The following is a 14,975-nucleotide window of genomic DNA, read 5'->3' on the forward strand; positions in this document are numbered from 1 at the left end:
CAGATGAAATGGAGGCAGCTCTATGAAAAGTGATATGAAGGCAAGCGGGTTACTCAAGCCATCTGTCAGCTATGGAAAATCATTGCGGCTTTCAGCGGATCAGCCGATGACGATTCCTGAAGTCCTGCACAAAACCGCCGCGGCAGCGGGAGATCAAAAGGGCATCACATATATACAGCCTGACGGCACCAAAGTGTACCAGACTTACAGCGGCCTGAAAAAGATCGCTCTTTCGATTGTGAAAGGGCTCCGCCAATCAGGAGTGAAGGCTCAGGATGAAGTCATATTACAGCTCAGTGACAATTCCCAGCTGATTCCTGCTTTTTGGGGCTGTGTTTTTTTAGGAGCGATCCCGGTTCCGCTTGCGGCCGCTCCGGCTTATACAGAAATGAACAGCGGGACGCAAAAACTGAAAGACGCCTGGACGCTTTTGAATCAGCCGTATGTCATCACAAGCCGTGACGTGCTGCCGGAGATGACTGAATGGGCGGAGGAGCAGGAGCTTTCCGGGTTTTGCGCTTTGGCGGCAGAAGATCTCAGTGCGCATGAAATGGATACGGACTGTCATCATCCCCGTCCGGAAGATTTGGCGATGCTGCTTTTGACCTCGGGAAGCACAGGCACGCCGAAAGCCGTGATGCTCAGCCATGAAAACATCGTCTGCATGGTCAAAGGAAATATTCAGATGCAGGGCTATACAAGTGAGGATGTCACGTTTAACTGGATGCCTTTTGACCATGTCGGCGGCATCGGAATGCTTCATCTGCGTGATGTTTATCTCGGATGTGAGGAAATCAACATACCGAGCGAATCCATTTTGATGGACCCTTTAAAATGGCTCGACCTGATTGATCATTACCGCGCTTCGGTCACGTGGGCCCCAAATTTTGCCTTTGGGCTGCTTGCTGATTTTGCAGAAGAGATTCAAACGCGGAAATGGGACTTATCTTCCATGCGTTACATGCTGAACGGCGGGGAGGCCGCGGTTGCGAAAGTCGGACGCAGAATTATGGAGCTTTTAGAGCCGCACGGTCTGCCGGCTAATGCCATCCGTCCCGCATGGGGAATGTCCGAAACGTCTTCGGGCGTTATTTTCTCAGATGAGTTTACACTGGAAAACACGAGTGACGACGATCGTTTCGTCGAGATCGGTCTGCCGATCCCGGGATTTAATATGAGAATTACGGATGACCGCAATCAAGTGGTGGAAGAAGGAGAAATCGGCCGCTTCCAAGTGTCGGGTCTGACTGTAACGAGCGGATATTATGAGCGTCCGGACTTAAACGAGGGTGTCTTTACAGAAGACGGCTGGTTTGAAACGGGAGATCTCGGATTTCTGCGTGAAGGCCGCCTGACGATAACGGGGCGCACGAAAGATGCCATCATTATCAACGGTGTGAATTATTACAGCCATGCCATTGAATCAGCCGTTGAGGAATTGCCGGAAATTGAAACGTCATATACAGCGGCATGCGCCGTCCGGCCGAATCAAAGCACGACAGATGAGCTGGCGATTTTCTTTGTGACATCTGTTCCGTTGGATGAGAACCGCATGACGAAGCTTCTTCATCACATTCACCAGCACGTGACACAGAGAATCGGCGTTACCCCTGATTATCTGCTTCCGGTCGCAAAAGAAGACATTCCTAAGACGGCGATCGGGAAAATCCAGCGCACTCAGCTGAAACATTCATTTGAACAAGGGCAATTTGATTCATTACATAATAACAGACAAGAAGGCGGCAATTCAGACACGGCTTCTGCAGAGAAAGAAATTGAACGGGATTTTATCCGTTTTCTGAAAGAGGAACTTTCCATCGCGGATGAGCTCGTTGATCCAAATACACCGTTTCAAAGTCTTGGCGTCAATTCCATCAAGATGATGAAACTCGCCAGATCAATTGAAAAAACGTATCACATCCGGCTGACGGCAAGAGAGCTGCACAAAAACCCGACGATTGGCGCTTTAGCGGCTTATACTGCTGAAAAAGCGGCAAACATGTCAGCGGACCATCATCCCCAAAAAGCCGAACCGCCGGCAGAACGGGAGAGACGGCAAACGGCGCCAGCGCTTTCAGAAGTCCAAAAAGGGCTGTGGACATTGCAGAAAATGTCGCCTGAAACGACTGCATACCATGTCCCGCTCTGTTTCCGATTCACATCCGGAATCGACAAAGAGAAACTGAAACAGGCGTTTCAGCTCGTATTAAAGCAGCATCCGATGCTCAAAAGCGCCGTGAATGAAACAGACGGCGGGTTTTATTTCATAGAAGCGGCAGATCCTTTTGTATTCTCGGAAGAAGATATTTCTGACGTCAATGAATCACAAATATCCGCTCTGATACGGAAAAAAGTGAAAGAGCCGTTTGTCAAAGAAAGCGGACCTTTACTGCGCGTGCAGCTGCTTTCAAAATCCGCCGAGGAACATTATCTTTTGACGGTCATTCACCACATCGTGTTTGACGGCATTTCATCCATTACATTTATTCACAGTCTGCTGGATCATTATCAGGCGCTGCTGGAGGGAAAAGAAGAGTTTACGGCTGCTGCTCCCGGTATTCATCCCGATTTCGCGGCTTGGGAAAAGGGGTATTTAGCGGGTGAAGAAAGCAAAGCTGCCCGCGCTTACTGGATGAAACAGCTCGAGGGCGATCTGCCTGACCTTCAACTTCCGCCGATGCGCACGGAAAGCAGTGTTCCGGAGTTTACAGAAGATACGCTGACACGCCGTCTTCCCGAACGGCTGCTGAATAATATAACGGCGTTTGCCGCATCCCGTTCGATTCATTTGTCTACCGTCATGCTGAGCTGCTATATGGTGCTTTTAAGCAAATATACGGATAAGGAAGATATTGTGACAGGTATGCCTGCAATGGTCAGACCCGAAGAACGCTTTGACGGAGTGGTCGGCCATTTCCTTAACATGCTTCCCATACGGAGCAGAGCCGGACGAAAAGAAACATTTGCTGACTTTGTTCAAAAGGTGCAGGATGCCGTTCTGGACGGGCTGGATCACTCCTTTTATCCGTTTCCGAAAATGGTGCGTGATGTGCATGCGAAACCCCGGCAGAACGGTTCGCCTGTTTTCAGCAATGCCTTTTTCTATCAGAACTTTCTGCAGCATTCGAGCTATCAATCGATGCTTGATGAATACAAGGAATTCTCCTGTGAGTTTGTAAAAGACATTCATCAGGAGGGGGAATATGATCTTGTATTTGAAATGTGGGAAGAAGCATCAGGCATGGATCTTACGATTAAATACAGCACCGAACTATTCGACGAAGCAGGGGCGGCCAGGCTTTTCAGCCAATTTGTACAGGCTGCTGAAGCTTTGACGGCGAATCCGGATATGCCGCTTGAGAACGTTTCTCTCATGACAAAAAGAGAGGAGCACATGATTCTTAAGACTTGGAATGAAACAAGCCGTGAATATCCGGATGCCTGCTTCCATGAATTGTTCGAACGTCAGGCGGCAGAAACGCCGGACGCTTGTGCGGTCGTGTATGAAGAGCAAAAGCTGACGTACCGTGAGCTTGATGAAAAAAGCACGAAGCTGGCGCTCTATTTGCAGGCGCACGGTGCAGGCCCTGATGACCTCATCGGCATTTATACAGACCGTTCATTGCATATGGCTGTCGGCCTTCTCGGCATTTTAAAAGCAGGGGGAGCGTATGTGCCGCTTGATCCTTCTTATCCCGCTGACAGATTGGAATATATGATCGCCGACAGCAGGATTTCAATGTGCCTGACGACAGCTGATTTAGAGCACTCTTTGAACTGGGGAGGCGTGCAGACAACTGCCATTGACCGCGATTGGTCTCATATTGAAAGTACAGCCGCGGAAAGACCGTCGCTGAAGCGGTTAGTGACACCTGACGATCTGGCGTACGTCATTTACACGTCGGGCAGCACGGGCAAACCGAAAGGCGTGATGATTCCGCACCGGGCGCTGACCAATTTCTTACTCTCGATGGCGAATGAACCGGGGCTTTCGTCTAAAGACAAACTGCTTGCCGTCACGACATATTGCTTTGACATCGCGGCACTGGAGCTTTACCTTCCTTTAATCAAAGGAGCGGAGTGCAACATCTGTAAGACAGAAGTCACAAAAGACGCACGGAAGCTGAAAGAGCTGATTCAAGAGTACAAACCGACGATCATGCAGGCGACCCCGTTTACGTGGAAAATGCTCTTTCATTCCGGATGGTCAAATGAAGAAAATGTGAAAATCCTTTGCGGCGGAGAGGCGCTTAGCGAACAATTGAAGCAGCAGTTTCTCGATACGAAAAGTGAGGCTTGGAATATGTTCGGGCCGACAGAGACGACAATCTGGTCCGCGGTGCAGCGGATAACGGAGAATGAGAGCGCGCTTACGATCGGACGCCCGATCGCCAATACCCGCGTGTATATTATGGATTCCGGTCTCAACCCTGTTTTAGAAGGGGTGCCGGGAGAACTTTGTATTGCGGGAGACGGATTGGCAAGAGGGTATTTCAACAAGCCTGAGCTGACAGATAAAGCTTTCGTCAGCCACCGGCTCGAACTGGGATCAAAGCTTTATAAAACAGGCGATATGGCGCGTTTTCTTCCCGGCGGCCGCATTGAATACATGGGACGGATGGACACCCAAGTCAAAATCCGCGGCTACCGCATTGAACCCGGAGATATTGAGAGCAGGCTGAATGCCCATCCGGCCGTACAGGAAAGTGTAGTGGTTGTGAACAATCACTCCGGAAATGAGAAGCTTTGCGCGTTTTATATCCGGAAAAACGGAGAGCCGCTTCCGTCTGCAAAGGAATTGCGCAATCATTTGAAACAAGCGCTGCCGGCCTATATGACGCCAGCTTCGTTTATCCGTCTTGAAGAGCTGCCGCTCACACCGAACGGAAAAGTGGACCGCAAGCTTCTTGCTGCCCGCGATCTGACGGAAAAGCAGCCGGACACAAAAACATTTTCATCATCTCATATCCAGCAGGCGGTGCTGGCGATTTGGCAGGATGTATTGAAAAGCAAAGATATAGAGCTTGATGACCGCTTTTTTGATGCGGGGGGAGATTCGCTTCTTGCCGTGACTGTCACTGACCGGATGACGCAGGAATTGGATTGTGAATTCAGTGTAACGGAGCTGTTTGAATACGCGACGGTAAAAGACATCAGCCGGTATATCGCTGAACAAAAACCGAAAGAAGCCGTTTTGGCTCCTGTACCGCAAAAGAAAGTGAATGCAGAAGACCGGGAACACCCGGCGGGAGAATTTCCCGATTATTACGAGGACAGTCTTGCGGTTATCGGTATATCCTGTGAGTTTCCGGGAGCGAAAGATCATTATGAATTTTGGAATAACATCAAAGAAGGCAAAGAAAGCATCACCTTCTTTTCAAAAGAAGAGCTCCGCCGATTCGGTATTTCTGAAGAACTGGCTGATCATCCCGGCTTCGTTCCGGCTAAATCAGTTTTAGAGGGGAAAGAAATGTTTGATCCCGGTTTCTTCGGCTTTTCACCGAAAGATGCGGAATATATGGACCCTCAGCTGAGAATGCTTTTGCTCCATTCATGGAAGGCAATCGAGGATGCGGGGTATATCTCCAAAGAAATTCCGGAAACAAGCGTGTATATGTCTGCCAGCACGAACTCTTACCGCAGCCTGCTGCCGGAGGAGACGACAGCACAGCTGGAAACGCCGGATGGCTACGTGTCATGGGTGCTTGCCCAAAGTGGTACGATTCCGACGATGATTTCTCATAAACTCGGGTTGAAAGGGCCGAGCTATTTTGTCCATGCCAACTGTTCATCTTCGTTAATCGGCCTGCATTCGGCTTTTCAAAGCCTGCAGTCCGGCGAAGCCAAGTACGCCCTTGTCGGCGGTGCGACCCTTCATACGGAATCAAGCGCCGGATATGTTCATCAGCCGGGGCTGAATTTTTCAAGCGACGGGCATATTAAAGCGTTTGACGCGAATGCTGACGGAATGATCGGCGGTGAAGGGGCCGGCGCCGTGCTCTTGAAAAAAGCGTCTGATGCGGTTAAGGACGGCGACCATATTTATGCGCTGCTGCGCGGAATCGGCGTCAATAACGACGGAGCGGATAAGGTCGGATTTTATGCGCCGAGCGTCAAAGGACAAGCTGAGGTCATTCAGAAGGTCATTGATCAGACGGGCATCCATCCCGAAACGATCGCGTACGTCGAAGCTCACGGCACAGGAACAAAACTCGGCGATCCGATCGAACTGTCCGCACTTCAATCGGTGTACGGCCGATATACAGATAAAAAACAATACTGCGGCATCGGTTCAGTCAAAACAAATCTCGGGCATTTGGATACAGCGGCCGGAATGGCGGGCTGCATCAAGGTTGTCATGAGCTTATATCATCAGGAAATCGCGCCGAGCATCAATTACAAAGAGCCGAACCCGAATCTTCATTTAGAAGACTCTCCGTTTTACGTAGCGGAAGAAAAGAAAGAGTTAACCCGTGAGAACACAGCGCACCGCATGGCTTTAAGCTCTTTCGGTCTTGGCGGAACAAACACACACGCGATTTTTGAACAATATCCGGATGCATCCGAAGCAGCAGACGCTGCCGGTCCGTTCATCATTCCGTTGTCTGCCAGAAAAAAAGATCGTCTGAAGGAGTACGCAAAACAGCTGCTGGCTTTTCTGGAAAGAAAAACGGACGCCGACCTCGCTGATCTTGCCTACACGTTCCAAGTCGGAAGGGAAGCGATGGAAGAGCGCGCGGCCTTTATCACAAGCGGCATTGCGGAGCTCAAGCGGCAGCTTGCCGATTTTATCAATGATAAGCCGGCAGTAACAGGCTGCTTCAGAGGAGAAAAACAGCAGGCGAAAGATATTGCCTGGCTTTCTGATGATGATGACAGCGCTGAACTCATTGAGAAATGGCTTGCGAAAGGAAAAGGACCGAAGCTCTGTGAAATGTGGAGTAAAGGTGTCGCCATCAATTGGCGCAAGCTTTACAAAGACAAGCATCCGAAACGAATCAGCGTGCCGGTCTACCCGTTTGCAAAGGAGCCGTACTGGCCGAAAAAAGCAGAAAAGAACACATCTGCCGCACACACCGGAGTCTCAGTTTTACACCCGCTCGTGCAGCAAAATACGTCAGATTTGGCCGTTCAGCGGTTCAGCTCACGGTTTACAGGCTCAGAATTTTTCCTGAAGGATCATGTGGTCAGGGAAAAAGCGGTGCTGCCGGGAGCGGCATATTTGGAAATGTCTTATGAAGCGGTAAAACGGGCGCTTGGCGGCTTATTAAAAGACCAAGACAGAATAACGCTCCATCATACCGTCTGGATGAAGCCGATCGTCGTTCACGAACAAGAGCGCCAGGTCCATATTGCGCTGTTCCCTGAAGAGGACGGCATCATCTCATATGACATTTACAGCGTAAACGCTGACGGCGAAGAAGTGCTGCACAGCCAAGGACGGGCCGAAATCATTAAGGCTGAACAAGAGCCTGAGAGAGACCTTTCTGCCATACAAAACAGATGCACAGCGGACATTCTTGATCCGGCGGCCTTTTATCGGGAAGGCCGGAGCAGGGGGATGTTCCACGGAAAAGCCTTCCAAGGCATTAAGTCCGCCTTTATCGGCGAGAAAGAAGTGCTTTCGGACATACAGCTTCCGGATTCTGTTTCTCACACGAACGGAAAATTTACGCTTCATCCGAGCATCATTGATTCAGCTATTCAGACGGCGACGATCTGCATTATGCAGGAGTTTTCCGGACAAAAGCTGATTCTGCCGTTTGCGCTGGAATATCTTGAAGTCATCAAAGCATGCACACCGGCTATGCGGGCGCATGCACGCTTCAGTGAAGGATATCAAACCGGTGATTCCGTGCAGAAAGCCGACATTGACCTGTTCGACGAAACAGGAGCGCTTTGCGTGAAGGTGAGAGGATTCTCTACGAGAGTGCTTGAAGGCGATGCAGAATCGGCTCAGCCGCCATCAGGATCGGAAAAGGTCTTGTTTGCACCGGTCTGGAAAGAAGCCGCCGCATCCGAGAAAGCTGCTGTCCGTGCTGATGAGCATTTGATCATACTTTGCGAAGATGCCTGCCGTATAAAAGATGAAGCGGCATCCGGCCTGAAAGACGCCGAACTGCTGATTGCAGAAGGTGAGGGTGAAACAGCCGCTGAACGCTTCCAAAGCTACGCGCAGACAATCGCCGAACACATCCGGCTGATCATCAGCGAAAAAAGGCAGGGCCGCATTCTGATTCAGACCGTTATCTCAGCAGACGGCAGCCAGCAATTGTTTGCGGGGTTAACAGGTTTGTTAAAAACAGCCGAGCTGGAATACGGAAAACTTGACTGTCAGCTCATCGAAATGGAATCAATCGGCGAAATGCCGGCTGTCGCTCAAAAACTGAAAAACGACAGTCATCGGCCGCATGATAAACATATCCGTTATAAAGGAGAAAAACGGTATGTGAAGGCTTGGGAAGAAATGCATCCCGCAGGGGGCGGCATCGTCTGGAAGGACGAAGGTGTATATCTGATTACCGGAGGCGCAGGAAGCCTGGGCTTGATGTTCGCAAAAGAAATCGCAGGTCGCGTAAAACACCCGAAAATCATTCTGACGGGCCGCTCAAATCTGGCAGAAGCCAAACAGCGTGAGCTTGCTATGCTTCAGCACTCAGGCGCAAATGTCGTCTACAAAAAGCTGAATGCGGCGGACCGGCGGGAAAACGAAGCGCTGATCAAAGAGATTACGGCGGAATTCGGAAAGCTTAACGGAATTATTCACGCTGCGGGAGTGATACAAGACCGCTTCCTGCTGCAAAAAACGAAGGAAGAGTTCAGGAAAGTGCTTGATCCGAAAGTCAACGGAACCGCTTATTTAGATGAAGCCAGCAAAGACTGCAATCTTGACTTTTTCGTATTGTTCTCCAGTGTTTCCGGCGTTCTCGGCAACGTCGGGCAGGCTGATTATGCCGCCGGCAACGCGTTTATGGATGCATACGCCGCTTACAGGCAATCCCTTACGGAGAATGGCCTTCGGCACGGAAAAACGGTCGCCTTTAACTGGACGCTGTGGAAAGATGGCGGTATGCAGGCGGGAGACGAGACGGAGAGAATGATGAAAAAAGCTTTCGGCATGGTTCCGCTTCAAAAGGCGTCAGGCCTGGCTGCATTTTATGAAGGAATGGCTCAGGAAAAGCCGCAGCTTGTAGCAGCTGAAGGACAAGCTGCAAAATTAAAACAGTCGTTCCTATCCGTTTCTGAAACTGAAAAGCCGCAGGTGGAGAAAATAGAGCCTGTATCCGCCGTTTCGGGAGACAAATGGCACGGTGCGCTTATCCGAATGGTCAGTTCAATTTTAAAAGTCGGCCAAGACGAGATTGATATTGATACGGAACTGAGTGAATACGGTTTTGATTCCGTATCGTTTACCGTCTTTACGAATCAATTAAATGAAGCGTATCAGCTGGAGCTGGCGCCGACGATCTTCTTCGAACACGGGACGATCCGCAGTTTAGCAGAGTATTTGACGGATGAGGCAGAAGCCGGCCTTCCTTCTCAGCCGGAAGAAAAACACGATGCAGAAGAATCTCTTCAAACGCTTCACACCGAGTTGACAGCCATGGTAAGCGGCATTTTAAAAGTTGACCGTGAAGACATAGATACAGATACGGAATTGAGTGAATACGGTTTTGATTCCGTATCCTTTACCGTCTTTACGAATCAATTAAATGAAGCGTATCAGCTGGAGCTGGCGCCGACGATTTTCTTTGAGTACGGAACGATCAGCGGTCTCGCCGGATATTTGGCAAAAGAGCATCCGGGCCGTTTCGGCGAAAAGAAGAAAGAGTCTCCGAAAAAAGAGCAGCCAAAAGCCCAAAAACCGAAAATGCAGCGGAAAAAGCGCTTCGCAACGGTAATGAACGCTGCGGCAGCGACACAAGAGCCGCGCCGCTTTGACCCGGTTGCCATTGTCGGAATCAGCGGCCGATTCCCGGGCGCGAAGGATATAGAGGAATTTTGGCGCAATTTGAAAGAAGGAAAGGATTCGATCACAACCATTCCGAAAGAACGCTGGGATTGGCAAGCGTTTGATGGCGACCCGAATCTTGAAGGGAACAAAACGAATATCAAGTGGGGCGGCTTTATCGACGGAATAGCTGAATTTGATCCGCTGTTCTTTGGGATTTCACCGCGGGAAGCCCAATATTTAGATCCGCAGCAGCGGCTGTTATTGACTTATGCATGGCGGGCGATAGAAGATGCGGGCTGTAAGCCGGAAAGCCTTTCCGGCACAAATACGGGCGTCTTTATCGGCACCGGAAATACCGGTTATAAAGATTTGTTCACAAGGGCAGGTCTTGCGCCGGAAGGACATGCGGCGACAGGCAGCATGATTCCTTCCATTGGTCCGAACCGTTTGAGCTATTTGTTAAATCTTCACGGGCCGAGCGAGCCGATTGAAACGGCATGCTCAAGCTCGCTTGTGGCGATTCACCGGGCGGTATCCGCTATAGAAAACGGAGAATGCGACATGGCGATTGCCGGGGGAATCAATACGATTCTGACGGAAGAAGCGCATATCAGCTACAGCAAAGCAGGCATGCTCAGCAAAGACGGAAAATGCAAAACCTTCTCCAAAGATGCCAACGGGTATGTCAGAGGAGAAGGCGCGGGAATTCTGATGCTGAAGAAACTGACAGATGCAGAACGTGACGGCAATCCGATTTACGGCGTGATCCGCGGTACGGCTGAAAACCACGGCGGCCGGGCGAATACGCTAACCTCGCCGAATCCGAACCTGCAGGCTGATTTATTAGTGAAAGCATACCGGAAAGCGGGAGTGGACCCGAGCACCGTTACGTATATTGAAGCGCACGGTACAGGAACGGAATTGGGCGACCCGATTGAAATAAACGGTCTGAAAGCGGCGTTTCACGAGCTGGCGAAAACAAATCAAGAGCCTGAAGTCTCCGGTCACCGCTGCGGCATCGGTTCGGTCAAAAGCAATATCGGCCATTTAGAGCTTGCCGCGGGAGTATCAGGCGTCATGAAAGTGCTTTTGCAAATGAAGCACAAAACGCTGGTGAAAAGCCTGCATTGCGAGACGATCAATCCGTACATTCAGCTTGATGACAGTCCTTTCTACATCGTGCGGGAAAATCAGGAATGGACGGCAGCAAAAGATAGAAACGGAAACGCCATTCCGCGCCGGGCCGGGGTCAGCTCATTTGGCATCGGCGGGGTCAACGCCCATATCATCATTGAAGAGTATGTCCCGAAAGCAGCCGCTCAGCCTGAGCACAGCCCGGAAAATCCGGCAATCATCCTTTTGTCCGCCAAATCAAAAGAAAAACTGTTTGAACAGGCGCAGCAGCTGCAAAAAGCGATCCGTCAAACGCCGTATACAGATCAAGACTTGGCGGGCGTCGCTTATACGCTGCAAACCGGAAGGGACGAAATGGAAGAGCGCTTGGCCATTCTTGCAGCGACGATGGCGGAATTGGAAACAAAGCTGGAAGCATTTACGAAAAATGAGAAAAACATCGCCGGGCTGTACACCGGCCAGTCTCACCGCAATAAAGATACGTTTGCCTTGTTCACGGCCGATGAAGATATGGACATCGTCATTGACGCCTGGATTAAAAAAGGCAAATTCGCCAAGCTGGCAGAGGTATGGGTGAAAGGCGGCGTATTGAATTGGAACCGGCTGTATGAAAAGGGTACGCCGCGTTTACTCAGTCTTCCGTCTTATCCGTTCGCAAAAGACACGTATTGGGTGCCTGAGAATCCTGACAAAAAGAGGGTCCATACAGAGGAACGGATGAAACGTATTCTGACGAAACAATGGGAACTGAGCCCGCTCGAACTGGGCGAACCGTGCGCACGTTCCGTTGCGATTTTGACAGGCGGGGACACGATCAATCTCGCAGAAGAGATCGCAGCGCACATGCCGAATCACCGTATCATCACCGCATCAGACCTTACCGGTGAATATGACTGGCAGGCGTTTGACGGAGTCATCGACCTCCTCGGCGCAGCGAAAGAAGATTCTCAAGACATGGCCGGAATCAAATGGCTTCAGCAATTGATTGAGCATGGGCATAAAGAAGGGATGACACTGCTTTGTGTCACAAAAGACCTTGAGTCATTAAATAAAGAGGCCAATCAAACAACAGGAGCAAAACGGGCCGGTCTGTACAGAATGCTGGCATGCGAGTACGGTCACCTGTCTTCAAGGCATCTCGACCTTGAAGGAGCGCTTTCGGATGACAAACTGGCGAAGCAGATTGCCGATGAGTTTCATGCCCGCACTGATGACGCGGAAGTTTGCCGGAGGGACGGCTTGCGTTACCGCGCTGTATTAAGCGGCTCAGAAAATATGAATATGCAAGGCGAGAGAATTGATTTTCCGGACAACCATGTGCTTCTGATCACCGGAGGGACGAGGGGGATCGGTCTTTTATGCGCACGCCATTTTGCCGAACATTACGGAGTGAAAAAACTGGTGCTTACAGGCCGCGAGACCCTTCCGCCGCGAAGTGAGTGGACGGGCGGACTGAATGGGGTGACGGCTTCTGTAAAAGCGAAAACTGAAGCTGTTCTCGACTTGGAATCCAAAGGTGTACAAGTGAAGGTTTTGTCAGTCCCGTTAGCTGATGAAGCCGGGCTGAGACAGGAACTGAGTCAGATAAAACAGACGCTCGGACCTATCGGCGGCGTGATTCACTGCGCGGGTGTGACCGATAAAGAGACGCTCGCATTCATCAGAAAAACCGATGAAGACATACAGCGCGTGCTCGAGCCGAAAGTAGACGGGCTTCAGGCGTTATACAGTGTGCTCAGAGAAGAGCCGCTGAAGTTTTTCGTCTTGTTCTCTTCCGTGTCAGCTGCGATACCGGCGCTTTCGGCAGGACAGGCCGACTATGCCATGGCCAATGCGTATATGGACTATTTTGCAAACTCATACAAAGAGCAGCTGCCGATCGTAAGCATTCAGTGGCCGAACTGGAAAGAAACCGGAATGGGCGAAGTAACGAACAAAGCTTATAAAGAGAGCGGGCTATACAGTATCACGAATGCAGAAGGATTACAGCTCCTTGACGGCATACTTCTTGAATCAGCAAGGGGCCCGGTGCTGCCGGCCGTTCTGAATCCTAAGCTGTGGAAGCCGGAGCGATTCCTGCGGCGGAGCAGGCAGGATCAGCCAATGAGTCCGGCTATGGTAAAACCGGCGGAAAAAACCGCTTATACTGCCGCAGACAACGCTCAATTAACAAGGAAAACAGAAGAATGGCTGAAAGAATTATTTTCTGAAGAGCTGCGGATTGACCAGGATCAGCTTGAGACAGACGTAGTATTCCAAGATTACGGAGTGGATTCCATTATTCTCGCTCAGCTTCTGCAGCGGATCAATCGGAATCTCTCGGCATCGCTTGACCCGTCCATTCTGTATGAATATCCGACGATTCAATCTTTCGCAAATTGGCTTCTCGAAGGGTATACAGAAGTTTTGTCAGAACGGTTTGATTTGGCGGCGGCGAAGCCTGTTCTGAAGAAGCCGGCTGAGCCGGTAATTGAAACACAAGCCGTTAAGGTGCAAGAAGAGCCGGCCGGAAAACAGATTCACCGGGAAGATATCGCGGTCGTCGGCATGTCCTGCCGGTTTCCGGGGGCGGCTTCCTTAGAGGCGTACTGGTCGCTTTTGGCTGAGGGCCGTTCGGCTATCGATCCTGTTCCGGCTGAGCGATGGGGGTTGAAGACACCTTATTACGCGGGAATGCTTGATGGAATTCATCAATTTGATTCGGACTTCTTTTTACTGGCAGAAGAAGATGTAAAGGCAATGGACCCTCAAGCTTTGGCCGCTCTGGAAGAATGCCTTAACCTGTGGTATCACGCGGGCTATACGCCGGATGAGATAAAGGGAGAAGCAATAGGTGTGTATCTCGGCGGACGCAGCCGTCACAGACCGGGTGAAGAGAAACTGCTGGACGCGAAAAACCCGATCGTCGCGCTGGGCCAGAATTATTTGGCCGCCAATCTCTCTCAATACTTTGATATGCGCGGCCCGAGCGTTGTCCTCGATACGGCTTGTTCTTCTGCTTTAGTCGGAATGAATATGGCCGTGCAGGCTCTTGTAACAGGAGAAATAAAAGCGGCCGTCGTCGGCGGCGTGAGCCTGTTTGAATCAGAAGAAACCCATAAATTATTTGAACAGCGCGGCATATTAAGTAAAGCGCAGTCGTTCCATGTATTTGACGAACGCGCCGATGGAGTCGTGCTGGGCGAGGGTGTCGGAATGGTTCTATTAAAAACCGTGTCTCAGGCCATTGAAGACGGAGATTCTATTTATGCCGTAGTGAAGGCGGTATCCGTCAATAATGACGGAAGAACGGCAGGCCCGGCTACGCCGAGTCTGGAAGCGCAAAAATCCGTCATGAAGACGGCTCTTGAAAAAAGCGGAAAACAGCCGGAAGACATTACTCATATTGAAGCGAACGGTTCAGGCACGGTCGTGACGGATCTGTTAGAACTGAAGGCCATTCAATCCGTCTACCGTTCAAAAGACGCCGGCCCGCTCGGAATCGGATCTGTGAAACCGAACATCGGGCACCCGCTTTGCGCCGAAGGAATTGCAAGTTTCATAAAAGTTGTTCTCATGCTGAAAGAAAAGAGCTTTATCCCGTTTTTATCAGGCGAGCATGAAAATACACATTTTGATAGAGAAAAGGCCAATATTCAGTTCAGCCGCACTCTGGCAGACTGGCCGTCACCAATACCGGCGGCAGGAATTAACTGCTTTGCCGACGGCGGAACAAACGCCCACGTCATTGTGGAAGCGTGGCAGGAAGACGAAGGGCGCCGAATCAAGCGCCATCCTTTAACACCGCCTGCATTAAATAAGCGGCTGATTTCGCCGGACAGCAAAGAAGGAACGAACGAAAAAGCTGCGGCAAACATCTGGGATACCTATGAAGTGGAGGTTTAAC

1 protein-coding gene is annotated in these 14,975 nt (G+C 50.5%); it reads left to right on the forward strand.

The genetic code is table 11. From position 1 onward, the window contains the following. The first annotated feature begins 22 nt into the window (after nucleotides 1-22). Entirely contained in the window at nucleotides 23-14,974 is a 14,952-nt protein-coding gene (locus NYE62_RS08750; RefSeq protein ID WP_342497371.1) for an amino acid adenylation domain-containing protein, read from the forward strand. The last annotated feature ends 1 nt before the right edge of the window (nucleotide 14,975 follow it).

Origin of the sequence: Bacillus sp. FSL K6-2861, assembly GCF_038630725.1 — a bacterium.
GTDB lineage: Bacteria > Bacillota > Bacilli > Bacillales > Bacillaceae > Bacillus > Bacillus velezensis.

Coding starts and splice junctions, on each gene's coding strand:
- NYE62_RS08750 (WP_342497371.1), top strand. CDS start 23: ATGAAAAGTGATATGAAGGCAAGCGGGTTACTCAAGCCATCTGTCAGC.